Below are 25,978 nucleotides of genomic sequence, written 5' to 3'. Positions count from 1 at the left end.
TGGGGTCCGTTAGCGCTTGCCGCCGAAGATGCCGCCGAGCAGGCCGCGCAGGATCTGCCGGCCGATGCCATTGGCCACGGTGCGCGTCGCCGACTTCGCCGCCGCTTCGACCGCGCCCTGGCGTCGCTTCGTGCCCCAGAGGAATTCGTCCAGCTTCGAAGGTTTTTCCGGTTCGGGTTTTTCCGCGGGTGCAGGCGCGGGGCGCGTCTCGCCCTTCTTCGGCGGCGCCGGTTCGGCGGCGCTCTCGCTCGCGCGCTTGTTGAGGATTTCGTAGGCGGATTCGCGATTCACCGCCGCGTCGTACTTCGCGCCGACCGGGCTGCGCGCACGAACCGCGGCGCGTTCCTCCGGCGTGATCGCGCCCATGCGACAGCGCGGCGGCGCGATCAACGCGCGCTCCACCGGCATCGGAATGCCCTTGTCCTGCAGCATCGATACCAGGGCCTCGCCGACGGCGAGTTCTCCGATGACCTTGGCGACATTGAGCTTGGGGTTCTGCACGAAGGTCTCGGCCGCCGTTTTCACCGCCTTCTGGTCGCGCGGCGTATAGGCGCGCAGGGCGTGCTGGACGCGGTTACCGAGCTGACCGAGTATGACATCGGGCACGTCGTCGGGATTCTGCGAACAGAAGTACACGCCCACGCCTTTCGAGCGGATCAGGCGCACGACCTGTTCGACGCGTTGCTGCAGGGCCGGCGGACAGTCGTCGAACAGCAGGTGCGCTTCGTCGAAGACGAAGACGAGTTTGGGTTGCTCCAGGTCGCCCACTTCCGGCAGGCGCTCGAACAATTCCGACAGCAGCCAGAGCAGGAAGCTGGAATACAGCCGCGGTTTGAGGATCAACTGGTCGGCCGCCAGAAGATTGATGATGCCGCGGCCCGACATGTCCTGCCGCATGATGTCGGCCAGGTCCAAGGCCGGCTCGCCGAAGAACTCCTCGCCGCCCTGTTGCTCCAGGCGCAGCAGCGCGCGCTGGATCGCCGCGATGGACGCGGGGCTGACGAGGCCGTACTGCTTGGAGATTTCCGCCTTGTGTTCGGCGACGAAACCGAGCAGGGCGCGCAGGTCCTCGAGGTCGAGCAGCAGCAGTCCCTGGTCGTCGGCGAGTTTGAAAGCGATATCGAGCACGCCCGATTGCGTTTCGTTCAGTTCCATCACGCGTGAGAACAGGGTCGGCCCGAACTCCGACACCGTCGTGCGAATCGGATGGCCGAGCTTGCCGTAGAGGTCCCAGAACACGACCGGGCTCGCCTCGTTCGCATAGGCCTCGACGCCGATCTGCTGGACGCGCGCCGCGAGTTTTTCGTTCATGCTGCCGGCGACGGCCAATCCGCTGATGTCGCCCTTCACGTCGGCCATGAACACCGGCACGCCGAGGCGCGAGAACCCTTCGGCCATCACCATCAGGGATACCGACTTGCCGGTGCCGGTCGCACCGGCCACCAGGCCATGCCGGTTGCCGTACTTGCCCAGCAGATGAACGGGAACCTCGCCCTTGCCGATCAGGATGTTGCCCATGTGTTCCTCCATGAATACGGCGATTCTAGGCCCAGTACATGACCCAAGGCACGGTTGCCTGCGATTGCCGGGAACCGATACCCTCAGGATCGTTCGAAGGAAGCACCATGCCTGCCATCAAGCCCCCCATGCTGTCCCTCCTCGTTGCAGCCGCTTTCGCGCTGACGAGCCCCCAGACCCAGGCCGCCCGCGTCGACAAGGCGCAGGAACTGCAGCAACAGCTCGATGCCGCCAGCCAGCGTTACATCGAAGCGCAGCTGAAACTGCGCAAGGGCGACGAGAGCGCCATGGCCGCGATGACCAAGGCGCTCGAGGACATCGAGGACCTGTCGCAGCTGTGCCTGAAGCAGAAGGGCTGCGGCCCGACCAAGGTCATCAGCGTCTACGAGGGCCTGCTGAAAGAGCATGACCTCGGTCCGCAGGAGTCGCTGGCGGGCGAGGACGAAGACGAGGACGAAGGCCATCCGATCTCGCCCATCGTCGCCGGTTCGCCCGAGGCGCAGCGCAGCCTGAACCTGCTCGATGGCGGCCATCAGTTCGACCGCATGGTGGAAACGACGGAGCCGATCCAGATCGCGATCCGCGACTGGCTGACGACGCAGCGCGCCTTCCTGATCGACGCCTGGGAAAACTACCAGTACATGCGTTACCTGATGTGGCCGGAGTACGAGCGCGCCGGTCTGCCCGAGGCCCTGCTGTTCGGCATCATGGCCAAGGAATCGGGCGGCAAGGTGCACGCCATTTCGCGCGCCGGCGCCAGCGGCCCGCTGCAGTTCATGTACGCGACCGGCACTCGCTTCGGGCTCGGCCGCGACGGCACCGGGTTCGACACCCGCTTCGATCCGCAGTACGCCGCTCGTGCCAACGCGTCCTACATCAACGAGCGTTTCGCCGAGCTCAATCGCAACCTCGAATACACCGTGGCGGCCTACAACGGCGGCGAAGGCCGTGCGGCGCGTTTGTACGCTGCGAACGGCGGCGCCAGTTTCTGGTCGCCGCAGGTCTATCCGCAGCTGCCGGCGGAAACGCGCGACTACGTGCCGGCCGTCATCGCCGCCGCCTGGTTGTTCCTGCATCCGAAACAGTACGGGCTGGAGTTCCCCAAGATCGACACGACGCCGGGTACGTTCCAGCTGGTGCGCGCCAGTTCGATCAACGAATTGACGATCTGCCTCGGCAACGGCGGCAGTCGCGATGGTTGGTTCCGCGTGCTGCGCAATCTGAATCCGCGCTACGAGCCGACCGATTACATCCCGCAGGGCACCATGATGCGTGCGCCAAAGCGCGTGACCGAGCTGTATCGCGACCGCTGCGTGCAGGGAGACAGGGCCGTGCTGGCCAACCAGCTGGTCAATGCCAGCAAATACGTTCCGCCATCCCTGGTCGGCACGCCCGAGGGTGCGCAATTGCTGACCGCGCCCGCCGCGCCCAACAAGGCGAAGACCCCGACGCGCACCCGCGAGCATCGCGTCAAGCGCGGCGACAGCCTGATGGCCATCGCGCGCGAATACAGTTGCGACCTGACCGTGCTAGCGAAGGAAAACCGCATCAAGGGTCCGAGCTACATGCTCAAACCCGGGCAGCGGCTGAAACTCAAAGGCTGCGAAGGCTGAGGCCATGGACGAGATCGCCTGGCGCATCGTCGACCGATACGTCAACGCGATCGAGGCCCATATCGTGCGCGGACGGCTAGAGGCCGAAGGCATTCCCGCCATCGTCGGCAACGAACATCTGGTGACGCAGAACTGGCTGCTGTCGCTGGCCACCGGCGGTGTCGTGCTGCGCGTTCCGGCCGAAATGCTCGACGAGGCGCGGGACGTGATCGCCAGCATCGACCATGGCGAATTCGCCGAGCCAGGCGATGCCTGTCCGCGCTGCGGCGCGCCGCTGGGCCTGCCCTCGCATAGCCTGACGCGCGAAGTCGCCCTAGTGTCGGCGACGTTGCTGTCTTTCCCCTTGCCGTTCCGCGGACCCGAGTACGTTTGTCCGGCCTGCGCGAAGTGAAGATGCTCCGCCGCCTCGCCGTTGGTGCATCGGCCTGCGTGTTGCTCGCCTATCTCGGTGCGATGGCATTGCTGTACAAGTCGCAGGCGAGACTGCTTTATTTCCCTCGGCCGTTGCAGCTTGAGCCGACCGCCGAGGTCTTCAAGTGGCGCAGCGGCGAGCTGGAACTGCGTGGCTGGGCGATCAATCCAGGCCAGCCGCGCGCCTTGTTGTATTTCGGCGGCAATGCCGAAGCCGTGGAGCACGATGTTTTCGAGTTCCGCGACCTGATCCCCGGCACCAGCGTCTATCTGCTGCCTTATCGCGGTTACAGCGGTAATCCGGGGACTGCGAGCGAAGCCGCCTTGTTCGCCGACGCACTGGCGGCCTACGACGCCATCGCTGCGCGTCACGCCGGCGTCGATGTCATGGGGCGCAGCCTGGGCTCGGGCGTGGCCGTGCATCTCGCGGCGGAACGACTGGTGGGCAGGCTACTGCTGGTCACGCCCTACGACAGCATCGTCAATGTCGCGCAGCAGAAATACCCGCTCTTCCCGATCTCGCTGCTGGCGAAGGATCGCTACGATTCGGCCGCGCGCGCTCCGCAGGTGAAATCGCAGGTCCTGCTGCTGACGGCTTCCAGCGACCAGATCATTCCCGCAATGCATAGCGAAGCGCTTGCGCGCAGTTTCGACGCCGCGCCGCTGGTTTGCGCGTTCGCCGGTCGCGGCCACAACGATATCTCGCAGGCGCCGGAATTCTGGCCGAGCGTGCGGCGCTTCCTCGTCGGCGAAGTGCCCTGCGCTCCTGGCGCAAACCCTGGCTCCACGGGGCAGCGTAACGGAAGCGGCTAGGCGAACGGGCGAGGATGGAAGCGCGTGCCGGGGTTTTCCTGGACGGCCTTCAAGAATCGGCGAATTGTCCCTTGCCCGTATCCGTCAACGGTCGTCAGAATCGGCTCCTTTCGCATCGTCTGGACAATCCATTGAATATTCGCAACGTTTCCGGCTGGTTGTTGCTGGCGCTCGCAATGCTCCCCGCCGATGGTTCGCTGGCGGCCGATGCGAAGGAAAAGCAACGGCTCAAGGTCCAGGTCGTCATCCAGGATAGTCAGACGCAGCTGCATGCCTACCACATGTCCAAGGGGCGGATGACCGGCGGCATGTTGGTGCCGTTCTTCGCCATTGCCAACATGGGCGTCTACGACGACCGATCGGATCGGTTGAACGCGGCAGTCTCGGGGTACGAACGTGGACCGGTCCTTGAAAAGGCCTTCGAACAGGCTGTGGCCACCCGGTATCCGGCGCTGGATATCGATGCGCGATTGGACCTCGGCAAGAAGCACACGTCGGATCGGGCACTGGTCAAGCAGGCAGAGGCGGACGGGTTCCGCTATTTGATGGTGTTCGAAGACGACTTCACCGGTGTGCATACCATCGACACCGTCGCGAAGGACGACAAGGTTTCCGTACTGAGTCAGGGCCAGCTGAGGCTGTTCGACGTCAAGAGCGGCAAGAGTCTCTTCAAGACGCCGGTCATGGCATACAGCCTGGAGCGTCAGCCGCTGCAGACCGCCATCGAGAACTCGACGTTCTTTGTCGGCCAATATCCGCAGGTGGCGGAAGCACTGGTGGTGCAGACGTTCTCGGAGCTGTACAGGACGGACCTGTTGCACGCGATGCTCGAAACCATTGGTCGCGGCGACGAAGTTCCCGCCATCAAGAGCCTGCTCGCCCGTTACGAAGGGCCGATCAATATCGACATGGTCGCCCCGCCCGGATGGCATGGGGTGGACATGAAGACGCGTTATTCCAAAGTTGTCGAACCGAATGACGATCTGCGCTTCAAACTAGGCGTCCGCGCCGACGTGGACCTGTTGCTGCCCGAGTTGGGCCAGAAGGTCGATAGCCTGGACCAGTACGCCGCCCTCGCAGCGGGGCGCCTGTCCAGCCAGGGGTACGATCCGGCCAGCATGGCCTTGTACGAAGGCGATCTGCAGCCCGGTCTCGAGGGCTACGTCGCTTACGTCATTCGCCGACAAACGGGCGGTGGCGGTCAGATCATGTACCTGAAGCGCTTGGACGACACCTATCTGTCCGTTGTGATGTTCATCGCGACGGAGAACATGGACGCGCTGATCTCTCAGCACAAGGCGAACATCGAAGCGGCGCTTCGCGGCAGCACCGTATCCATCCGGCAAGCGGACGGCTGAGTACCGAAGGCGCTTGCCGGCTGAGCGGGCGTTAGAGCGAATCCCAGCCCGGTCGCGGCGCGAAGCGGCTGCCGTAGCGTGCCTCCAGCACCTGCAATCGCGCCTTCAGTTCGGGCGCGCCGACCGATTTGATGTATTCGATCGGGCCGCCGCGGAAGGGCGCGAAACCGGTGCCGAAAATCACGCCGGCATCGAGCAGGTCGGCATCGGCGACGACGCCGTCGTGCAGGCAGCTCACCGCTTCGTTGAGCATCGCGAGGATGAGCCTGTCTTCCAGATCGGCCGGTGCCTGGTAGTCCTTCGGTACCTCGGGTTTGACCGCACGACCGTCCTTCCACACGTACAGGCCCTGGCCGTCTTTCTTGCCGCGCTTGTTCGGTTCGACCTTGAATGCGTCCGGCAACGACTGGCCATGGAACTCGGCCATGATCTTGCCGACGCTGGCGGCGACATCGAGGCCGACGGTATCGACGAGTTCGATCGGCCCCATCGGCATGCCGAACTTCAGCGCGGTCTTGTCGATGACCGGGCCGGGGATGCCTTCGCTGTGCGCGAGGATCGCCTCGAGCATGTAGGGGGCGAGGATGCGGTTGACGAGGAAACCCGGCGTACCGGCGACCGGCACCGGCAGTTTGTCGATCGCGCGGCAGAACGCGGCGAGGCGACGCTCCATCTCCGGCGCCATGAAATCGTGCTTGACGATCTCGACCAGGGGCATCAGCGCGACCGGGTTGAAATAGTGCAGGCCCGCGAACTGCGACTGCTTCTTCAGGTTCGCGCGCAAATCCGTCAGCGGGATCGAACTGGTATTGGATACCAGCAGCGCGTCCGGCTTCATGGTTTCCTCGAGTTTCGCGTACAGCGCGCGCTTGGCGTCGAGGTTCTCGAAAATGGCTTCGATGATCAGATCGGCCTTGGCCACGCCCGCGCCTTCGACATCGGCGTTCAGTCGAGCGGTCGCGGCGGCGCGTTTCGTTTCGTTCCTGATCTTCTTCTCGAAGAGTTTCGCGGCACGGCCCATCGCCGGCTGGATGTACTGCATTTCGCGGTCCTGCAACGTCACCTCGAAGCCGCGCAACGCGCACCAGGCGGCGATGTCGCCGCCCATCACGCCGGCGCCGATGACATGCACATGCGAAATCCCGTGGTCCTTTCCGCCGAGGCCCTTGAGCCGGTCCATCAGGAAGAAGACGCGGATCAGGTTGCGCGCGGTCGACGTCTGCGCCAGCTTCACGACCGAACGCGCCTCGGCCTTCAATGCGGCGTGGATCGGCTGGCCGCCGGATTTCTGCCAGGTCGAAATCAGGGAGAAGGGCGCGGGGTAGTGTTCCTTGCGTGCCTTGCGGCTGGTCGCCTTGACGATCTGCGGCGCCAGGATCTGTCGCGCCAGCCAGGTATTCGTCGCCCAGGCCATGAATCGCTGCTTGAACGGACGCTGTGCGCCGCGTTGCACCAGGCCCAGCGCCGCTTCGAGCAGCATCGGCGGTTCGACCACGCGATCGACCACGCCCATCGCCCTGGCGGACGAGGCCGACAACGAGCGGCCGGTCAGCATCAGGTCCATCGCCGCCGGCGCGCCGATCAGTCGCGGCATGCGCACGCTGCCGCCCCAGCCAGGGTAGATGCCCAACTTGATTTCGGGCAGGCCGATGCGCGTGCTGTCGTCGTTGCTGGCCACGCGGTAGCGGCAGGCCAGCGAGATTTCCGTGCCGCCGCCCATGCAATGGCCGTGGATGACGGCGACGGTCGGGCAGCGCAGTTCGGCCAGGCGCTGGAATACCAATTGGCCGCGGCGGATCCAGTCCTCGGTCTGGCCCTTGGCTTCGATCTCGCCGAAGGTTTCGATGTCGGCGCCGGGAATGAAGCCCGCTGCCTTGCCGGAACGGATGACGACGCCCTTGGGCAGGTCCAGCGCGATGCGCTCGAGCATCGAGTCGAGCTCGTCGATGACGGCGCGCGACAGGGCGTTGACGCCCTTGTCGGCGCGATCGAGGGTCAGGATCAGAACCCCATCGGCGCGGCGTTCGGGTTTCCAGTGGAGGAGGCGGAGGCCGTCGAACATGACCTGATCCATACGTCGGGGTAGGGTGTGAAGGCCGTATCATCGGGGGCTGGCCGCAGGCGGTCAATCGTTTGTTTGACGGCCTGTGAACTTTTACCGCATCGCAAGGTCAATCAGGCGGCCCCCCGGGTCGCAAGGAGCAGCGGCCTGGATGGGCGACAACGAACTGGACCTGGAACTGGTCAAGCGTGTTCAGCGTGGCGACAAGACGGCGTTCGATCTGCTGGTGCGCAAGTATCAGCATCGCATCGCTGCCGTCATCGGTCGTTTCGTGCCCGACTACGCCGAAAGCCAGGACATCGCCCAGGAGTCCTTCATCCGCGCCTATCGCGCGATCGGCAATTTCCGTGGCGACGCCCAGTTCTATACCTGGCTTTACCGGATCGCAGTGAACACCGCCAAGAATCATCTCGTCGCCAGCAAACGCCGCCCGCCCAGTTCGGACGTCGAAGCCGAAGAGGCCGAGCATTACACCGGCGCCCAGCGCCTGCACGATTTCGACACGCCCGAACACGAAATGCTGCGCCAGGAAATCGCGCGCGAAGTGAGCGAGACCGTGGCCCAGCTTCCCGAAGAACTCCGCCAGGCGATCACGCTGCGCGAACTGGAAGGCTTGTCGTACGAGGAGATCGCCGAGATGATGGATTGCCCCATCGGTACCGTGCGATCGCGAATTTTCCGGGCCCGCGAAGCGATCGACGCCCGCCTGCGCCCCCTGATGGACCGAGAACGAGTACGCCCATGAACCCCCACACGAACGAACTCGACGAAACGATCCGTGCGCAGCTCTGCGCCTGGATGGACGGCGAATTGCCGGCCGACGAGGCGCGTTTCCTCGAACGCCGGCTCGCCACCGATGCCGCACTGCGCGCGACCTGGGAACGCATGCAGCTCGCATCCGCCTGCCTGAAGGGCCAGGTGTTTCGGCCGATGCCGTCCACGCTTGCCGACGAGGTGTCGGCTGCCTTGGCATCGACGCCTGCGAAAAAAGGTTTCTGGTGGGGGCACGCGGTCGCGGCCTCGGTCGTATTGCTGGCCCTGGCCATCGCGCCGCGCGTGCTGAAATCGCCCGATCGCGGCGACATCGCCGATCCGGCGATCGCAGCGGCCAGCGTGCCGACCAATGCCGTGGCCACGCCGGCCTCGGCCGATCTCGTGGCGGTGGCGCCTTCGATGGCGTCGACGGCCAGTCCGGCCGACGGCGACGCGCCGGCGGCGACTGTCGCAGCGCCCGTACGCATGACGGCCAGTTCCACCGATGCGGTACGCGTGGCCCTCGGGGCTGCGCCGGCGCTGCGCGAAACGCCGCTGCCGCTGGATGCCGCGCAATCGCCGGCGGATTTCCCGCTGGTCGAAACCGGTACGAAGGCCTGGCCGAAATCGCCGCTGGCGCGCTCGGCCAACGATCCTGCGCTGGAGGCCTATCTCGTGCGGCACAACCAGATGCTTGCCGGCGACAGTCTCGGCGGCTTCGTTCCCTATGTGGACGTCGTCGCCAACGGAACGAGCGAAGCGGGCGATGCCGCAGCCGCCGATGCGACCAAGGACGCCCAGCGGTGAGCTTGCGCGCGCTGTTCCTGGCGCTGCTCGCGGCGATCGCCTCGCCTGCGCTGGCGGCCGATCCGCCTTCCTCGCAGGGCTGGGTGGCCGGCGCGAAAGCCTGGGTCAATGGTTTGTGGTCCAAGCCGGCGGGCAACTGGCTCGAACGCATCGGTCCGGCGCTGCGCGAACAGAACTATCAGGGCACGCTGGTCATCGTGTCCGGCAACCGCTTCGAGACGGTGGCGGTTTTCCACGCCTACGAGAACGGGCGCGAGCGCATGCGCATGCTGACGCTCAGCGGCGCGCGGCGAGAAGTGGTGCGCGACAATCGCGTCGTGATGGTGATCGGTTCGCAGCCGCAGGCGGTCGGTTACGACAGCAATACCGCCGGGCAATGGAATCCGGCGGAGAAATTCGCCGGCGCCGCCAACCTGCAGTCCTACCAGGCCAAGCTCGGCGGCACGGCCCGCGTCGCCGGGCGCGAAGCGCAGATCATCGAGCTGCAGGCGAAGGACGAGTTGCGCTACGGGTTTCGCCTCTGGCTCGACAAGCAGACCGCCCTGCCGTTGCGCATCGCGCTGCTCGGCGAAGCGGGCCAAGCGCTGGAACAGATCGCGTTCACCGAACTGCAGCTCGGCGCCACGCCCAGCGACAGCGACCTGCGACCGTCTTCGCAACGCGGACTGCAACGCGTGCAGTCGCTGGAAGGCGGCAAGGAAAGCGACCCGCGCTGGCGGGTGCAATCGCCGCCGCCGGGCTTCCGCCTGACCGCCGCCCGTCATCTCGGCGAATCGGTGCAATTGTTGTACAGCGATGGCCTGGCCAATGTGTCGGTCTATATCGAGCCGGCGTCGCCGCAGCAGCGCGGCGAATCGACGATGCGGCGTGGCGCCGTGAACGCCTACTCGATCTCGCAAGGCGGCCGGCGCGTGGTGGCGATCGGCAAGGTGCCGGCGGCGACGGTGGCGCAATTCGCGCGCAACGTGCAGGCGCCCGCCGTGCGTGGTGATGATGGCTGAGCGCGCCGCCCGCATCGCCGACGTTGCGGCCGGACGTGCGAGCCTGCATTTGCTGGGCGAGCGCTGCGCCGGATGCAGCGCCGGATGCGGCGGTCGTTGCAATGTATTCGCCGCCGACGAGGCAGGTTATCTGTCGATGCCTTCGCAGTGGCTGAGTCCCGCCGACGTCGGTCGCGACGTCGTGTTGCGACTCGACGACGATGCGCTGCGGCGCGCGGCCTGGTCGGGTTACGGACGCGCCCTGCTCGGACTGCTTTGCGGCGCGAGTGTCGGCGCTTTGCTCGGCACCGGTTTTCCCGTGGCGCAGGATCCGCTCACCCTGGCCGGTCTCCTGGCCGGAACTTTCGTCGCCGTTACGTTTCAAAATCCGCGGCTGCCCGAACCGCAGTTGATCGATTCATCCACGACACGAACCGACCGATCCTGATCCCATGAAGACCACGCCCCGCATCGCCCTCACGTTTTCCTCTTTCGCCCTGGCCGGCCTGCTCTATGCGCAGTGGCACGAGCGCGCGAGCGCCGATGCGGCTCCCGCCAGCCTGTCGCAGGCGATCGCGGCGCAGAGCGCGGCGCCGGCTGCCGACGCGCCCCTGGTGAATCTCCCCGATTTTTCACGCCTGGTCGAACAGGCCGGCCCTGCCGTTGTGAACATCGAAGCGACTATCGGCGGAGGCGATCGCCGCCAGGCCGCAGCCGGTCCGGACGAAGACGAAGAAGAAGAGCAGGCGGCGCCGGGCGAAGAGGACGTGCCCGAGTTCTTCAAGCGTTTCTTCGGACAGCCGGGTGGGCCGGGCATGCCGCAGCCGCGTCGCCGCGGCACCTCTTTCGGCACCGGCTTCGTCATTTCGACCGACGGTTACGTGTTGACCAACCATCATGTGATCGATGGCGCGGACGAGGTGATCGTGCACTTCAACGACCATCGTGAACTGAAGGCCAAGGTGATCGGCAGCGACCAGACCTCGGACGTGGCCGTGCTGAAAGTACAGGCCGACAGCCTCCCGACGCTGCGCCTCGGCGACTCGCGCAACCTCAAGCCCGGCCAGTGGGTGATGGCGATCGGATCGCCCTTCGGTTTCGACCATTCCGTTACCGCCGGCGTGGTCAGCGGACTCGGTCGTCCCAGCCTCGACAATACCCAGCGCTATGTGCCCTTCATCCAGACCGACGTGGCCATCAACCGTGGCAATTCCGGCGGTCCGCTGCTGAATACGCGTGGCGAAGTGGTCGGCATCAATTCGCAGATCTTCTCCAACTCCGGCGGCTACATGGGCGTCAGCTTCGCCATCCCGATCGAGGTGGCGATGAACGCGGTGCGCCAGATCAAGGAAACCGGTCGCGTCAGTCGCGGCCAGCTCGGCGTGCAGATCCGCGACATCCAGCGCGACGAACTCGGCGACCTCGGCCTCAATCGCGCCGCCGGCGCTTTCGTCGGCGCCGTGCAGAACGATAGCGCGGCCGCGAAGGCCGGCATCAAGCCCGGCGACGTGATCGTCGCCTTCAATGGCCGCGAAATCGGCAGCTCGTCCGAACTGCCGCCGCTCGTCGGCGCGATGGCGCCGGGCAGCCGGGCCAACGTGAAATTGCTGCGCGATGGCAAACCGCAGGAGTTGGTGGTGGTGCTGACCGCGCTGGAAGAGGCGACCGCCGGTGCCGAACCGCGTTCGGGCGGTGCACGGCCGGCGCCCAGCGCGAACGCCAATCCCCTCGGCGTGGCCGTGGGCGAGGTCGATTCGGGCCTGCGCGGCAAGCTCGGGCTGGCCTCGGGCCAGGGTGTGAAAGTGAGTCGGGTCGGTAGCCTGTCGGCGCGACAGGCCGGCCTGACCGTCGGCGACGTGATCCTGCAGGTCGGCAAGACGCCGGTAGGCAGCGTGGCCGAATTCGATGCGGCGTTGAAGGGGATCAAGTCCGGGGACCGGGTGCGGCTACTCGTGCGCAATGCCGAGAGCACCGGCCTGATCACGGTGGTGGCCTCCTGAGGCGCGACGGAGTCTAGGCGGCATCGCCCCGGTTCCAGCCTGTTCAGGGCGGGCTGGACCCGGGGCGCTGTGCGATAATGTCCCGTTTACATCCGAGACGGCCTTCCGCGCCGCCCCCATGCAGCCCGATTCCATGCGGAATATCCGCAACTTCTCCATCATCGCCCACGTCGACCACGGCAAGTCCACGCTGGCCGATCGCATCATCCAGATCTGCGGCGGCCTGGAGGCACGCGAGATGGAAGCGCAGGTGCTCGATTCGAATCCGATCGAGCGCGAGCGCGGCATCACGATCAAGGCCCAGTCGGTCTCGTTGCCCTACAAGGCGAAGAGCGGGCAGGTCTATCAGCTCAATTTCATCGACACGCCCGGCCACGTCGACTTCAGCTACGAAGTCTCGCGTTCGCTGGCCGCGTGCGAAGGCGCGTTGCTCGTCGTCGATGCGGCCCAGGGCGTCGAAGCCCAGTCGGTCGCCAACTGCTACACCGCAGTGGAGCAGGGCCTCGAAGTGGTGCCGATCCTCAACAAGATCGACTTGCCGACGGCCGACATCGAACGCGTCAAGGGCGAGATCGAAGCGGTGATCGGCATCGACGCCAGCGACGCCGTCGCCATCAGCGCCAAGACCGGCCTGAACATCGTCGACGTCCTCGAAGCCATCGTCGAGCGCATCCCGCCGCCGGTGCCGCGCGAGACCGACAAGCTGCAGGCGCTGATCATCGACTCCTGGTTCGACAACTACCTCGGCGTGGTTTCGCTGGTGCGCGTCATGCAGGGCGAACTCAAGCCAGGCGACAAGATGCTGGTGATGTCCACCGGCCGCGTTCACCAGGTCGATTCGGTCGGCGTGTTCACGCCGAAGCGGAAGGTGATGCCCAAGCTCGGCGCCGGCGAAGTGGGTTGGATCACCGCTTCGATCAAGGACGTGCACGGCGCGCCGGTCGGCGACACCCTGACCTTGGCCAACGATCCGGCGCCAGCGCCCTTGCCGGGCTTCCAGACGATGCAGCCGCGCGTCTTCGCCGGCCTGTTCCCGGTCGACGCCGACGACTATCCATCGCTGCGCGAGGCGCTGGAGAAGCTGAAGCTCAACGATGCCGCGCTGAACTTCGAGCCGGAGAGCTCCGAGGCCATGGGCTTCGGCTTCCGTTGCGGCTTCCTCGGCATGCTGCACATGGAGATCGTGCAGGAGCGCCTGGAGCGCGAATACGATCTCAACCTGATCACCACCGCGCCGACCGTCGTCTACGAAGTCGTGCAGACCGACGGCACCGTCTCGCCGCTGGACAACCCGGCCAAGCTCCCGCCGGTGAACAAGATCCAGGAAGTGCGCGAGCCGATCATCCGGGCCAACATCCTGACGCCGCCGGACTACGTCGGCAACGTCATCAAGCTTTGCGAGGAGAAGCGCGGCAGCCAGGTCGGCATCAATTACCTCGGCTCGCAGGTGCAGATCAGCTACGAGCTGCCGATGGCCGAGGTGGTGCTGGATTTCTTCGACAAGCTCAAGTCGGTGAGCCGCGGCTACGCTTCGCTCGACTACCACTTCCAGCGTTTCGAGCCCGGCCCGTTCGTGCGCGTCGACGTGCTGATCAACGGCGATCGCGTCGATGCCTTGTCGAGCATCGTGCATCGCAGCCACGCCGACCGCCGCGGTCGCGAGCTGTGCGAAAAGATGCGCGAGCTGATTCCGCGACAGATGTTCGACGTCGCCATCCAGGCGGCGATCGGCGCCCAGATCATTTCGCGCTCGACGGTGAAGGCGCTGCGCAAGAACGTGCTGGCCAAGTGCTACGGCGGCGACGCCACCCGCAAGAAGAAGCTCCTCGAGAAGCAGAAAGAGGGCAAGAAGCGGATGAAGCAGGTCGGCAAGGTGGAGATTCCGCAAGAGGCCTTCCTGGCCGTGCTGCAGTCCGATTCGAAATGACCCATCAGAACCACGACCGACAGGAACGCCTGCCGTGAAATTCGATTTCGCCCTGATCCTCACCGCGTTGTCCGCCCTGACCGGCCTCATCTGGCTGGTCGACGCCCTGTTCTTCGCCAAGCCGCGCCGGTTGATGGCGCGCGAGGGCGAGGAGGTGGTCGAACCGGTGATCGTCGACTATGCGCGCTCGCTGTTCCCGGTGCTGTTCTTCGTGCTGGTGCTGCGTTCGTTCGTCGCCGAGCCGTTCCGCATCCCCTCGAATTCGATGATGTCGACGCTGTTGACCGGCGATTTCATCCTGGTCAACAAGTACGACTACGGCATTCGCCTGCCGGTGCTGAACAACAAGGTCGTCGCGATCGGCGCGCCCAAGCGCGGCGATGTGGTGGTCTTCCGCTTCCCCGGCGCCTTCGAGGGCGACCCGACCAAGGGCGTGGACTACATCAAACGCGTCATCGGCGTGCCGGGCGACGAGGTCACCGTCAAGGACAACCGCGTCACCGTCAACGGCAAGGCCTGGGCCTATACCCCGATCGGGACCTACGTGGGCAGCGGCGCCGGCATGGCCATGAACGGCGCCGACCAGCTGACCGAGCACCTGCCGGGGCGGGACCACGTGATCCTGCAGTTCCCGGGGGATGGCTACGAGCGCCGGAACGGCACCTGGACCGTACCGCCGGGCCATTACTTCGTGATGGGCGACAACCGGGACAACAGCGCCGACAGCCGCTACTGGGGTTTCGTCCCGGAAGAGAACCTGGTCGGCCGGGCCATGGTCATCTGGCTCAACTGCGAGGGCTGGGGCTGCACGGACGGCTTCGATTATTCCCGGATTGGCGATACCATCCGCTGAATTCGGGGGCCGACAGGGCCAGTCACTTACCTACCGCGCGGGGATCGCCATGAAACAGGGCAGCATGAAAAACAGGCAGCAAGGCCTGACCTTGATGAGCTTCATCGTCGTCCTGGCCGTGCTCGGCTTCTTCGGCTACATCGCCGCTAAGCTCTGGGGACCGTATTACGAGTTCACCAACGTCAAGCGGGCCATGGACGCGGTCGCCGGCGAGGCGGGTTCCTCCAACAAGAGCCTGCCGCAGCTGCAGAACAACCTGCAGAAGAATTTCGACGTCGGGTACGTGGAGTCGATCGACGCGCGCATCGCCAAGATGGACAAGGAAAAGTTCGTGATCGAGTACGAAAGCCGCACGGGTTTCGTCTACAACATCGATTTCGTCATCAAGTTCAACTACGCGGTTGCTCTCCAGTAAGGCCACGGCGGCCGCAACGGCCGAAGGCTTCGGCCATCGTTTCGGCAATCCGGAATTGCTGCGCCAGGCGCTGCGACATCGCAGCGCCGGCGTCCCGCACAACGAAAGGCTGGAGTTCCTGGGCGACGCGCTGGTCAACCTGATCGTCGCCGAGGCTTTGCACGACCGCTGGCCGAAGGCCGACGAGGGCGCGCTGACGCGGGCCCGCGCCAGCCTCGTGCGCGAATCGGCCCTGGCGGGCCTGGCGCGCGGGCTGGACCTGGGCGAGCGCATGCAGTTCGGTCCCGGGGAACTGAAAAGCGGCGGACACCGCCGCGACTCGATCCTGGCCGATGCCTTCGAAGCCCTGGTTGCAGCCATCTACCTCGATGCCGGATTCGACGCCTGTCGCCAGCGCGTGCTGGCCTGGTTCGGTCCGCTGCTCGACGAGCTCGTCATCGGCAAGGTCGGCAAGGATCCGAAGACGCGCTTGCAGGAATGGCTGCAGGCGCGGCAGTTGCCGCGACCGGAGTACCAGTTGATCGACAGCCATGGCGAAGACCATGCGCGCACGTTCCATGTGCGTTGCCTCATCCAGGAGCCGGCGTTGCAGGCGGAAGGCGAGGGCTCGTCCTTGCGCGCTGCGGAACAGGCGGCGGCCGAGCAGGTGCTTGGCCGCCTGGAGACCAGGCCTTGAGCGCCGCCGCATTCCGCGCCGGTACGGTCGCGGTGATCGGCCGCCCGAACGTCGGCAAGTCCACCTTGGTGAATGCCCTGGTGGGCGCGAAGATCAGCATCGTTTCGCCGAAGGCGCAGACCACCCGCCATCGCCTGCTCGGCATCGCCACTTTCGCCGAGGGCCAGCTGCTGCTGGTCGATACGCCGGGCATCCACGGACGGCAGAAGAACGCCATGAACCGCTACATGAATCGCGCCGCGCGCGGCGCGATCGTGGATGTGCAGGCGGCGATGCTGGTGGTCGAGGCCGGGCGTTGGACCGAGGACGATGGCCTGGCTTACGCCGCCCTGCGCGAGGCCAAGCTGCCCTGCGTGCTGGTGGTGAACAAGGTCGACAAGTTCGCGGACAAGTCGGCCCTGCTGCCTTTCATCGCCGAGGTCACCCGCGAACGCGAGTTCGCCGCCGTGCATCCGGTATCGGCGTTGAAGAACAAGGGAAACGAGGCCTTGGTCAAGACCCTGTTGTCGCTGATGCCCGAGTCGGAACCGATGTACGGCGAGGACGAGATCACCGATCGCAGCGAACGTTTCCTGGCCGGCGAACTGGTGCGCGAGCAGCTGATGCTTCGCCTCGGCGAGGAGCTGCCGTATTCGGCGACGGTCGAGATCGAACGCTTCGAGGAGGACGGCGAGATGCTGCGCATCGCCGCCGTCGTCTGGGTCGAACGCGAAGGGCAGAAGCCGATCGTGATCGGCAAGGGCGGCGAACGCCTGAAAGCGATTTCCAGCGGCGCTCGCATCGGCATGGAGAAACTTTTCGGACGGAAAGTCTTTCTCGAGACCTGGTGCCGCGTGCGCGAAGGCTGGTCCGACGACGAGGCGGCGCTGCGCAGGTTCGGGTACTCGGAGTGAGATCGATGGTTCATGGTGAGTGGTAAGTGGTAGAAGCCAGACCACCAACCACCAACTACGAACCATCAACCATATCCATGCGCGTCCTCGCCCAACCCGCCTTCGTGCTGCACGCGCGCCCATGGCGCGAAACCAGCCTTCTGGTCGAAGTGCTTACGCGCGACCATGGACGCGTCGGGCTGGTGGCCCGCGGGCTGGGCGGGGCGAAGAAACATGCGCTGCGCGCCGCGTTGCAGCCGCTGCAGAGCCTGCGCATCGACTTCCTGCCGCGCGGCGAGTTGGCGCGTCTGCTGCAGGCCGAGGCGCAGGATGCGGCTCCGTTGCTGGCCGGCGATCGCCTGATGGCGGCGTTCTACATCAACGAACTATTGCTGCGCCTGCTGCCGCGGGGCGATGTTTCGCCCGAGCTCTACGAGCTTTACGCACGCGTTCGCCATGAGCTGACGGACGCTCGCGCGCTGGCCTGGAATTTGCGCCGCTTCGAACGCGATCTGCTCGACCTGCTCGGCTACGGCCTGCCCTGGGATGCGGTCGCCGACGATCAACCGGTGCATGCGGCCACGCGCTATCGCCTTGACCCGGAGCGAGGCCCGGTGCCGGATCCGCGACGGGCCGATGGCAGCGTCAGCGGAGCCGCGTTGTTGGCGCTCGCTGCGGACCGCGAACCCGAGCCGCTCTTGCTGGCCGAGTTGAGGCTGGGCTTGCGCGATGTGCTCGCGGCTCATCTCGGGGCGAGCGGATTGCGCTCGTGGGGACTGATGGGCGAGTTGGCCCGGGTGCGTACGCGCTCTCAGGATTGAGGTAGCGCAGTCGCCAGCGTGTCCTCCACGGCATGCTCGAAGTCCCGCCACAGGCGCGGATCGAGCGGCGAACGGGCCAGTGCCAGCACCGCCGCGCTGATGCGCGATGCTCCGACGAATCCGCTGCTGGCGGTCAGCCGGTGCAACAGGCCGTGCATCGCCGCGGCATCGCCGAGCTCATGCGCTTGCCGCAGTTGTTCGCGCTGTTGCGGAAGTTCGTCGAGGAACAGTCGGCCAAGCACCAACCAGGCGGCGCGATTGCCGGCCATGGCCGCCAGCGCCTGTTCCGCATCCCAGACCGGCCTTTTGCCGCAGCGCGGCACCGCTGCGTCGGCCACCTTGCCTGGGCCGAGGCCGATCAGGCGGCGCACGTTCGCCTGCAGGTCGGGGAGCGCGATGGGTTTTTGCAGGATCTCGACGAAGCCCGCCGCTTCGAGCCGGTCGAACTCGCGTTGCCAGCGTTCGGCGGTGATGGCGACGGCGGGCGTGGCTTCATCCAGTTCACGCAGGCGCGTCAACGCGGCGATGCCGTCGCCATCGGGCAGGTGCGCATCGACGAGCCACAGGGCATGGGCGTGACGCGAGGCGAAGCCGCAGGCCTGTGCGATCGTGCCCGCTGCATCCACCTCGGCTGGCAGGCCGCGCAAGGCTTCGGCGAGGAACTGCCGGCTGACCGCATCGTCCTCGACCAGCAGCAATCGCGGTAAGGCCTCGGTCATCCGTCGCCATGCTCTACGGGTATGCTCGCAGCATGCGCATCGTCGTCCCTCTCGGCAAGCTGCTGTGCCTGGCCCTGCTCGGCGCCGGTGGACACGTCGAGGCCAAGTTGCTCGAAGCGAAGATCGCGACGGTCAAGACCGGCGCCGGTTCCATGCAGGATGTCCGTCTGGCGCTGGAATGGCCGGAAGGGGCGGAGCAGGGCGAACTTCGGCTGCAGGCTGGAACGCTGGATTTCCCGACGCTGTCGTACAAGGCCCGCGATGTGGATTGGCGCTGCCCGGTCCGGCGCGATGCGGACCAGCGTTGGCGTTGCAGCGGACCGGTTCGCACGGCGGCGTCGAAGGCGGCGTTCCCCTTGTCGCTCGACCTTTCCCCGGCGGGAACGCAGGCGCAGTTGCGCGTGCGCGACAGTCTGCTCGCCTACGAAACGCGATCGGCTGCGCCCGATCTGAGCAGGATCCGGGCCGAGCGCATCCCGGTCGACTGGCTCAAAGCCTATCTGGCCGGGCTGTGGTCGACCGGCCGCTGGACGCAGGGAAAGCTCAGCGGTCGGGTCGATATCCTGACGCCGGAGAAGGGCCCGTTCGAAGTGCGCGCGGACCTGCAGGCCAGCGGACTCGGTCTGGAAACGCCCGATGGCATGATCGCCGCAGCGGGCGTGAACGGTCGCATTCGCGTGGACTATCGCGAACAGCGCGGTGCGCAGCAGGTCGATACGCGGCTGAGCTTGAGCGGCGGAGAGTTGCTCGTGCAGAGCCTCTATGCCGTGTTGCCCAAGTCGCCGATCGAGGCGCAGGTGCTGATGCGTCGCGATAGCGCGAAAGCGCACTGGCGATTGCCGACCTTGTCGTGGCGGGACCCGGGCGTGCTGGAGGCCAGCGGACAGGGCTTGCTCGATGGCGCTGGAGACGTGTCCGAACTCGATCTGCGACTCGCGCTTCCCGACCTGGCCCAGGCGCGCGACCGTTATCTCAGCGGGTTCCTGGCCCCGGCGGGTTTTCCCGATCTTGTGCTGAGCGGCCGCATGGATGCCGAAGTCGATGTGCGCGATGCGAAACCGCAGCGCATTCGCGCGAACTTGCATGGCATCAATGCCATCGATCGCAACGCGCGTTTCACCTTCGCCGGCGTCGATGGCGATCTGCGCTGGACACAAGCCTCGACGCCGGAGTCGGGGAAGCTGTCCTGGAACAGTGCGGCGATCTACGGCATCGGTCTCGGTCCGGCACAGGCGGCATTCCAGAGCGCGAACGGCGAATTCCGCCTGCAGGCGCCGACCTCGCTCGCCGTGCTGGACGGCAGTCTCGGTTTGTCGCAGTTCCGCTGGCAGGCGCCGACGGCTACGGCTTCGACCCGCATCGACCTCGGTCTGGAAATGACCGCGCTCGATCTTGCCAGCCTGTCGCAGCGGCTGGGCTGGCCTGCGTTCACCGGCAAATTGGGCGGCAGCATCCCGGCGGCGCACTATCAGGACAATGTACTTACGCTGGACGGTGGTCTTCGCATGGACCTGTTCGGTGGGCATGTCCGGATCGATCATCTGGTCATGGAGCGTCCGTTCGGCGTGGCGCCGACCTTGTCCGGCGATGTCGCGATCGAGGACATCGACATGGAGCCGATGACGCGCGTGGTCGGTTTCGGTTGGATTTCCGGTCGGCTCGACGGCCGCATCGACAAGCTCCGACTGGTCGATTGGTCGCCTTCGGCTTTCGACGCCTGGCTGGAAACCGACCGCAGTTGGAAGGGCAAGCGCCGCATCAGCCAGCGTGCCGTGAACGACATCTCCAGCGTCGGCGGCAGCGGCCTCGGCGGCGGCCTGCAGGCGCAGGCGCTGAAGGTGTTCAAGGACTTCGGCTACGACCGGATCGGCATCGGCTGCAAGCTGGCGGACAACGTCTGCCAGATGTCCGGCCTCGGTTCAGCCGGGGACGGCTATATCATCGTCGCGGGCGCCGGCTTGCCGCGCATCCAGGTGGTGGGCTTCCGTCGACGCGTCGACTGGCCGACACTGGTGGCGAGGCTGCAGGCGGCGACCGCAGGCCAGGCTCCGATCATCGAATGAGGAACAAACCCATGCGTCAGTGGCTCTCCCCCGTCTTGTTGCTCGGCGCTCTGGCGCTCGGCGCCTGCGTGACCATCAATGTCTATTTCCCGGCAGCGGAAGCCCAGGAAGCGGCCGAAGAGTTCGTGGACAAGGTGATAGGCGACGACGCCAAACCGGCGCCGCCCGCCAATCCGCCGCAGTCCTCGCGCACGCCCTCGTTCAATCCGATGTCCTTGCTGATCAGCGAAGCCTATGCCGCCGACGGCGTCGATATCAGTATCCGCACGCCGGCCATTCAGGCCATCCAGGACCGGATGGCGCAGCGCTTCCAGACATCGCTCGAAGCGCATTTCGACAGCGGTGCCCTCGGTTTCGGCAACGACGGTCTGGTCGTGCTGCGCGACGCCAGCAAAGTCGGGTTGAAGGACCGCGTCAGCGTCAACCAGTGGGTAGCCGAGGACAACCGCGATCGCAAGGCGGTGTATCGCGAGATCGCCGTCGCCAACGGCCATCCGGAATGGGAGGCCCAGATCCGCGAGACCTTCGCCAAGCAATGGATCGCCAGCGCGCACAAAGGCTGGTGGTACCAAGTCGGCGATGGCAGCTGGAAGCAGAAGTAAGCACTGCCCCAGCCGTTCCGCTGCGCATGCCGGGCCGCGCCAACGCGCGGCCCGGTCGTTTCCGAGCGTCGCCGAGGGATTTCGGCTTTCCCGCAGCGGCCCATGCGACAATCCGCGCCCCTGAATTCCCCTGACCGACCGTGGCCCGTTCCCGCAGCAAACTCAATCGCGAATTGGAACTCGAGATCACCGACCTGAGCCATGATGGCCGCGGCGTCGGACGCTTCGAAGGCAAGGCCGTGTTCGTCGCCGGCGCGTTGGCCGGCGAAACCGTGCGCGCGAAACAGACCGGTCGCAATCGCCATTTCGACGAGGCCGAAACGATCGAAGTACTGGTCGCGTCGCCGGACAGGGTGGCGCCGCGTTGCGAACACTTCGGTGTTTGCGCCGGCTGCGTGCTCCAGCACTTGGCCGAACCGAAGCAGATCGAAGCCAAGCAGCGCGTTCTGATGGAGAATCTGTCGCGCATCGGCCATGTCGAACCCGAGCGCATCCTGCCGGCCCTGACCGATGCGGCCTGGGGTTATCGCCGCAAGGGTCGTTTCTCCGTGCGCTTCGTCGAGAAGAAGGGACGCACCGTCGTCGGTTTCCGCGAAAGCAATCCGCGCTTCGTCGCCGAGCTCTCGCATTGCCACACGGTGATCCCCGCGCTGGGCGAACGTATCCCCGAACTGGCGGCGCTGGTCGATTCGCTGGATGGCAAGCGTGCGATTCCGCAGGTTGAGTTCATTGCCGGCGACCTCTCTCGGCCATCCATGGCCTCCGCGGAACTTGGGCTCCTGCCCGGCGCGGTCCAGATCGCCCTGGTGATCCGCCACCTCGAGCCGCTGACGGACGCCGATCGCGAACGCTTGCTGGCTTTTGCGAAGAGCACGGGCTTCGCGCTGTTCCTGCAGCCCGGCGGCGTCGATTCGGTCAAGCCGCTGTGGCCGGAAAACATCGAACTGTCGTTCGCCATGCCGGAATACGACGTCTCGATGCTGTTCCGCCCGCTGGACTTCATCCAGGTCAACGCCGGGCTCAATCGCAAAATGATCGCGACGACGCTCGAGCTGCTTGACCCCCAGCCTACCGATCGCGTGCTCGATCTGTTCGCCGGCCTCGGCAATTTCACCCTGCCGTTGGCGCGTCGCGCCGGCAGCGTGGTTGGCGTCGAGGGCGAAGCCGGACTGGTGGCGCGTGCGCGCGAGAATGCCGCGCGCAACCATCTGCCGAATGCCGAGTTCCATGCCGCCGACCTCGCTAAAGACCTGTCGTCGGAGCCATGGATGAAACAGGGCTTCGACAAACTCCTTCTCGATCCGCCGCGGGCCGGTGCGGCAGAAGTGCTCGCGCAACTGCCGCTCAAGGGCATCGATCGCATCGTCTACGTCAGCTGCCATTCCGGCTCGCTGGCGCGCGACGCCGGCTTCCTCGTGCGTGAGCGGGGTTACACGCTGAAGGCCGCCGGTGCGATGGACATGTTCCCGCAGACGGCGCATGTCGAATCGATCGCTCTGTTCGAGCGCTAAGACGAAGGTGCTTCGTGGGAATCGAGATCGAACGCAAGTTCACTGTCGTCGGGGATGCCTGGCGCGCCGCTGCGGACAAATCCGTGCGCATGGCGCAGGGCTATCTGAACGACATCGCGGCCGTGCAGACGGGATTGCAGAAAGCCTCGGTGCGGGTGCGCATCGCCGGCGAGCAGGCTTTCCTGAACCTGAAGTCGCGCGAGCTGGGCCACACGCGCCAGGAGTTCGATTACGAGATCCCTGTCGTCGACGCCGAGGCCTTGCTGGCGCTTTGCACCGGCGGCCTGATCGACAAGACGCGGCACTACGTGCGGCATGCGGGATTCCTCTGGGAAGTCGACGAGTTCGCCGGCGAGAACACCGGCCTGATCGTCGCCGAGATCGAGCTGCCCAGCGCCGATACCGGGTTCGCCCGGCCTGAATGGGCGGGCAGGGAAGTCACGGACGAGCCGCGCTATTACAATCTGGCCTTGGCCGACCGGCCCTATTCGCGCTGGAGCGCCGAGGAGAAACGCTGATGTTGGTGATCGGAATCGCCGGAAAGGAATTGTCGCCGGCCGAGCGCGAATGGTTGCAGCACCCGGCTTGCGCGGGCGTGATCCTGTTCACCCGCAACTTCGCCTCGCGCGACCAGGTCGCGGAACTGACGCAGTCCATTCGCGAGGCGGCGCCGCGGCCGCAACTGATCTGCGTCGACCAGGAAGGCGGTCGTGTGCAGCGTTTCCGCGACGGTTACGCCGAACTGCCGCCGCTGGAAGAGTTCGGGAAGCTGTTCGCGAACGATGCGCCGGCGGCGCTGCGATTGGCCGAAGAGCATGCCTGGCTGATGGCGAGCGAGATCCGCGCCACCGGCGTGGACCTGAGCTTCGCGCCGGTCGTCGATCTGGGTCGCGGCAATCGCGCGATCGGCAATCGCGCTTTCCATGCCGAGCCCGCCATCGTTGCCGAATTCACCCGCGCCTATGTGCGCGGAATGCACGCAGCCGGCATGGCGGCGACGCTCAAGCATTTTCCCGGCCATGGTTCGGTGTTGGAAGACACGCATTTCGACGAGGCGATCGATCCACGTCCGCTGGAGGCCTTGCGAGAGGAAGATCTCGTGCCCTTCGTCGCCGGGATCGACGCGGGTGCCGACGCGGTGATGATGGCGCATGTCAGCTATCCTGCCGTCGCGCCGGAACCGGCGGGCTATTCGCCGCGCTGGATGCGGCAGATCTTGCGCGAGCAGATGGGTTTCCGCGGTGTGATCTTCAGCGACGACATCGGCATGGCGGCCGCCGAATCGGCCGGTGGCGTGGCCGCTCGTATCTGCGCGCATCTCGATGCGGGTTGCGACGTCGTGCTGGTCTGCCCGCCGGCCCTGGTCGCCGATTCGCTGGCGGCCATGGATTCGCGCCCGGCCGGCGATACGGCCGCCCTGGCCTCGCTGATGGGGCGCGGCGCGGCCGGTTGGCAGGGATTGCTGGCCGAAGCGCGTTACGATGGTGCCCGGACGGCCCTGTCCGGTTTCCAGGTCGGCTGACATGCAAAACCTTGCCGTCGCCTTGCAGAACTCCGAACGACTGTTCGACGAGAACGAGATCGACAGCGCCATCCGTCGCATCGCCGTCGACGTACGCAACGATTACGCGGGTCCGCGCCCGGTTTACCTGAGCGTGATGCATGGCGGCATGTTGTTCGCATCGCGATTGTCGTTGGCCGTCGGCGTCGATCTCGAATTCGACTACCTGCATGCGACACGCTATCGCGGCGCGACGACCGGCTCCGGCCTCGCCTGGCTGCATCGGCCGGCCACGCCGCTGGAAGGCCGCCGCGTGCTGATCGCCGACGACATCCTCGACGAAGGCCATACCTTGAAAGCCGTCCGCGACTGGTGCGAGGACCAGGGTGCGTTGGACGTGCGCGTCGCCGTGTTGTGCGTGAAGAACCACGATCGCCGCGTGCCGGACATCGAGGCGGATTACATCGCGCTGGAAGTGCCGGATCGCTATGTCTATGGCTACGGCATGGACTTCCACGAACAGGGCCGCAATCTGCCCGGGATCTACGCGCTGCGATGATCGAACGCGACGACGATATCGCCCTGGCCGTCATCGGCGGCACCGGGCTGTACAAGCTGGCTGCCCTGGAAGACGTGCAGACGATCGAAGGCGGCACGATCTACGGCATGCCCTCCGGTCCGCTGCGCGTGGGTCGTTTCGCCGGCCGGCGCTTGGCTTTCCTCGCGCGGCATGGCGAAGGCCATTCGGTACCGCCGCATCGCATCAACTATCGTGCGAACCTGCAGCGCCTGAAGGACCTGGGCGTACGGCGCGTTTTGGCCATCAATGCGGTGGGTGGCATCACCGAGGCCTACGGTCCACGCGTGGTGGCCTGTCCCGACCAGATCATCGATTACACCTGGGGCCGCATCTCGACGATCTGCGAGGAGCCCGGTACCGAGGTGCTGCACGTGGATTTCGGCGATCCGTACACCGAATCGTTGCGCCGTGACTTGCTCGCCGCGGCCCAGCGCAGCCGCGTGGCGATGGTCGCGGGTGGCTGCTACGGCGCGACCCAGGGGCCACGCCTGGAAACGAAAGCCGAGATCGCCCGCATGCGTCGCGACGGCTGCGATCTCGTCGGCATGACCGGCATGCCCGAAGCGGGGCTCGCGCGCGAGATGGGCCTGAACTATGCCTGCCTCGCCATCGTCGCGAACTGGGCGGCCGGATGTGGCGATGCAGCAGAGATCACGCTGGAAGAAGTGCTGGCGAACGTTGAAGCGGCGACAGCCTCGCTGCCGGGCCTGCTGGACGCATTGCTGCGCGGAGCCTGAACGAGTCCGGCGGGGCGGATCGGCGCCGGGCATTGTCAAGCGCGGTCGGCCTTGTACATACTCGGGCCGCGCGCGCGGCCGCGACAGGGGAAGCGTCGCATTCCGTCCAGATCAGCATCGAGGTAGTACATGAGTTTCGGCACCGTTAAATGGTTCAACGACGCGAAGGGCTTCGGCTTCATCGCTCCGGAAGACGGCAGCGAGGACATCTTCGTGCATTTTTCCGCGATCGCTTCCACGGGCTTCCGCTCGCTCAAGGAAGGACAGCGCGTCAGCTTCGAAGTGGTGCAGGGCCCGAAGGGCAAGCAGGCGGCGAACGTCACCGGCACCTGATCCGCTTCCTTGAAGGGAAAAGAAAAACCCCGCAGCAGCGGGGTTTTTCTTTG

General features: G+C 65.9%; 27 protein-coding genes. 23 read left to right on the top strand and 4 right to left on the bottom strand.

Annotated features, from left to right (window positions below; all coding sequences use genetic code 11):
• Nucleotides 1–9: 9 nt before the first annotated feature.
• Nucleotides 10–1,518, bottom strand: coding sequence for a helicase HerA-like domain-containing protein (locus QM707_RS06895; RefSeq protein ID WP_415001120.1), 1,509 nt, complete (start codon nt 1,516–1,518; stop codon nt 10–12).
• Nucleotides 1,519–1,646: 128 nt separating this feature from the next.
• Between QM707_RS06895 and QM707_RS06890 the strand changes: the two genes are divergently transcribed.
• From QM707_RS06890 to QM707_RS06880, 3 genes are read left to right on the top strand one after another with little or no spacing between them, the layout of a single operon-like run.
• Nucleotides 1,647–3,131, top strand: a complete 1,485-nt coding sequence (locus QM707_RS06890; protein ID WP_415001119.1) for a transglycosylase SLT domain-containing protein — start codon at nt 1,647–1,649, stop codon at nt 3,129–3,131.
• 4 nt (nt 3,132–3,135) lie between these two features.
• Entirely contained in the window at nt 3,136–3,522 is a 387-nt protein-coding gene (locus tag QM707_RS06885; protein ID WP_415001118.1) for a DUF2007 domain-containing protein, read from the top strand.
• A 2-nt stretch (nt 3,523–3,524) separates the two neighbouring features.
• The gene (locus tag QM707_RS06880) at nt 3,525–4,355 is read left to right on the top strand and encodes an alpha/beta hydrolase (RefSeq protein WP_415001117.1); all 831 of its coding nucleotides are present in this window, start codon (nt 3,525–3,527) and stop codon (nt 4,353–4,355) included.
• Here the strand turns inward: QM707_RS06880 and QM707_RS06875 are convergent.
• Nucleotides 4,352–4,627, bottom strand: a complete 276-nt coding sequence (locus QM707_RS06875) for a hypothetical protein (protein ID WP_415001116.1) — start codon at nt 4,625–4,627, stop codon at nt 4,352–4,354. The two genes, QM707_RS06880 and QM707_RS06875, sit on opposite strands and share 4 nt — an antisense overlap.
• Before the next feature lie 24 nt (nt 4,628–4,651).
• Between QM707_RS06875 and QM707_RS06870 the strand changes: the two genes are divergently transcribed.
• Nucleotides 4,652–5,713, top strand: coding sequence for a hypothetical protein (locus QM707_RS06870; RefSeq protein ID WP_415001115.1), 1,062 nt, complete (start codon nt 4,652–4,654; stop codon nt 5,711–5,713).
• A gap of 31 nt (nt 5,714–5,744) precedes the next feature.
• Here the strand turns inward: QM707_RS06870 and QM707_RS06865 are convergent, their stop codons facing one another.
• Nucleotides 5,745–7,775 (bottom strand): 3-hydroxyacyl-CoA dehydrogenase NAD-binding domain-containing protein, encoded by a 2,031-nt coding sequence (locus QM707_RS06865; RefSeq protein WP_415001114.1) that lies wholly within the window; start codon nt 7,773–7,775, stop codon nt 5,745–5,747.
• Nucleotides 7,776–7,926: 151 nt separating this feature from the next.
• On the opposite strand from QM707_RS06865, the gene rpoE reads away from it, so the two are divergent.
• The 11 genes from rpoE (at nt 7,927) to recO (ending at nt 17,879) form a co-directional block, all read left to right on the top strand.
• Complete coding sequence (gene rpoE / locus QM707_RS06860; protein WP_415001113.1) at nt 7,927–8,520, top strand: RNA polymerase sigma factor RpoE; 594 nt, start codon at nt 7,927–7,929, stop codon at nt 8,518–8,520.
• Nucleotides 8,517–9,335 (top strand): sigma-E factor negative regulatory protein, encoded by an 819-nt coding sequence (locus QM707_RS06855; protein WP_415001112.1) that lies wholly within the window; start codon nt 8,517–8,519, stop codon nt 9,333–9,335. The genes rpoE and QM707_RS06855 overlap by 4 nt, the downstream gene beginning before the upstream one ends.
• Nucleotides 9,332–10,336 carry a MucB/RseB C-terminal domain-containing protein gene (locus tag QM707_RS06850; RefSeq protein ID WP_415001111.1) on the top strand — a complete coding sequence of 335 codons (1,005 nt, stop codon included), beginning with the start codon at nt 9,332–9,334 and terminating at the stop codon, nt 10,334–10,336. Before QM707_RS06855 ends, QM707_RS06850 begins: the two co-directional genes overlap by 4 nt.
• Nucleotides 10,329–10,763 (top strand): SoxR reducing system RseC family protein, encoded by a 435-nt coding sequence (locus tag QM707_RS06845; RefSeq protein WP_415001110.1) that lies wholly within the window; start codon nt 10,329–10,331, stop codon nt 10,761–10,763. Before QM707_RS06850 ends, QM707_RS06845 begins: the two co-directional genes overlap by 8 nt.
• A 4-nt stretch (nt 10,764–10,767) precedes the next feature.
• Nucleotides 10,768–12,315 carry a Do family serine endopeptidase gene (locus QM707_RS06840; RefSeq protein WP_415001109.1) on the top strand — a complete coding sequence of 516 codons (1,548 nt, stop codon included), beginning with the start codon at nt 10,768–10,770 and terminating at the stop codon, nt 12,313–12,315.
• A 118-nt stretch (nt 12,316–12,433) separates the two neighbouring features.
• Entirely contained in the window at nt 12,434–14,242 is a 1,809-nt protein-coding gene (gene lepA, locus QM707_RS06835; RefSeq protein WP_415001108.1) for a translation elongation factor 4, read from the top strand.
• Between the two features lie 34 nt (nt 14,243–14,276).
• Nucleotides 14,277–15,095 (top strand): signal peptidase I, encoded by an 819-nt coding sequence (gene lepB / locus QM707_RS06830; protein ID WP_415001107.1) that lies wholly within the window; start codon nt 14,277–14,279, stop codon nt 15,093–15,095.
• 64 nt (nt 15,096–15,159) lie between these two features.
• Nucleotides 15,160–15,510: a DUF4845 domain-containing protein gene (locus tag QM707_RS06825; protein WP_415001106.1), complete on the top strand. Its 351-nt coding sequence runs from the start codon at nt 15,160–15,162 to the stop codon at nt 15,508–15,510.
• Nucleotides 15,497–16,186 carry a ribonuclease III gene (gene rnc / locus QM707_RS06820; RefSeq protein ID WP_415001105.1) on the top strand — a complete coding sequence of 230 codons (690 nt, stop codon included), beginning with the start codon at nt 15,497–15,499 and terminating at the stop codon, nt 16,184–16,186. Before QM707_RS06825 ends, rnc begins: the two co-directional genes overlap by 14 nt.
• On the top strand, nt 16,183–17,079 hold the full coding sequence (era, locus tag QM707_RS06815; protein ID WP_415001104.1) for a GTPase Era: 897 nt from the start codon (nt 16,183–16,185) through the stop codon (nt 17,077–17,079). Before rnc ends, era begins: the two co-directional genes overlap by 4 nt.
• 77 nt (nt 17,080–17,156) lie before the next feature.
• A complete protein-coding gene (recO, locus tag QM707_RS06810; RefSeq protein ID WP_415001103.1) occupies nt 17,157–17,879 on the top strand; it encodes a DNA repair protein RecO in 723 nt (240 codons plus the stop codon).
• Here the strand turns inward: recO and QM707_RS06805 are convergent.
• On the bottom strand, nt 17,870–18,598 hold the full coding sequence (locus QM707_RS06805; RefSeq protein WP_415001102.1) for a response regulator: 729 nt from the start codon (nt 18,596–18,598) through the stop codon (nt 17,870–17,872). The two genes, recO and QM707_RS06805, sit on opposite strands and share 10 nt — an antisense overlap.
• A 32-nt stretch (nt 18,599–18,630) precedes the next feature.
• On the opposite strand from QM707_RS06805, the gene QM707_RS06800 reads away from it, so the two are divergent.
• From QM707_RS06800 to QM707_RS06765, 8 genes are all read left to right on the top strand, one after another.
• Nucleotides 18,631–20,661, top strand: coding sequence for a hypothetical protein (locus tag QM707_RS06800; protein WP_415001101.1), 2,031 nt, complete (start codon nt 18,631–18,633; stop codon nt 20,659–20,661).
• An 11-nt stretch (nt 20,662–20,672) separates the two neighbouring features.
• The gene (locus QM707_RS06795; RefSeq protein ID WP_415001100.1) at nt 20,673–21,263 is read left to right on the top strand and encodes a YdbL family protein; all 591 of its coding nucleotides are present in this window, start codon (nt 20,673–20,675) and stop codon (nt 21,261–21,263) included.
• A gap of 140 nt (nt 21,264–21,403) precedes the next feature.
• Complete coding sequence (rlmD, locus tag QM707_RS06790) at nt 21,404–22,774, top strand: 23S rRNA (uracil(1939)-C(5))-methyltransferase RlmD (protein WP_415001099.1); 1,371 nt, start codon at nt 21,404–21,406, stop codon at nt 22,772–22,774.
• 14 nt (nt 22,775–22,788) lie between these two features.
• Complete coding sequence (locus tag QM707_RS06785; RefSeq protein ID WP_415001098.1) at nt 22,789–23,292, top strand: CYTH domain-containing protein; 504 nt, start codon at nt 22,789–22,791, stop codon at nt 23,290–23,292.
• Nucleotides 23,292–24,296 carry a beta-N-acetylhexosaminidase gene (gene nagZ / locus QM707_RS06780; RefSeq protein WP_415001097.1) on the top strand — a complete coding sequence of 335 codons (1,005 nt, stop codon included), beginning with the start codon at nt 23,292–23,294 and terminating at the stop codon, nt 24,294–24,296. Before QM707_RS06785 ends, nagZ begins: the two co-directional genes overlap by 1 nt.
• Nucleotide 24,297: 1 nt before the next feature.
• Complete coding sequence (locus tag QM707_RS06775; protein WP_415001096.1) at nt 24,298–24,834, top strand: hypoxanthine-guanine phosphoribosyltransferase; 537 nt, start codon at nt 24,298–24,300, stop codon at nt 24,832–24,834.
• Entirely contained in the window at nt 24,831–25,592 is a 762-nt protein-coding gene (locus QM707_RS06770; RefSeq protein ID WP_415001095.1) for an S-methyl-5'-thioinosine phosphorylase, read from the top strand. The genes QM707_RS06775 and QM707_RS06770 overlap by 4 nt, the downstream gene beginning before the upstream one ends.
• A 129-nt stretch (nt 25,593–25,721) precedes the next feature.
• Nucleotides 25,722–25,925, top strand: a complete 204-nt coding sequence (locus QM707_RS06765; RefSeq protein WP_415001094.1) for a cold-shock protein — start codon at nt 25,722–25,724, stop codon at nt 25,923–25,925.
• The last annotated feature ends 53 nt before the right edge of the window (nt 25,926–25,978 follow it).

This window comes from Arenimonas sp. (assembly GCF_047602345.1).
GTDB lineage: Bacteria > Pseudomonadota > Gammaproteobacteria > Xanthomonadales > Xanthomonadaceae > Arenimonas.
The sequence above is the reverse complement of the archived record's forward strand: the minus strand, read 5'-3'. Positions and strand labels throughout refer to the sequence as shown.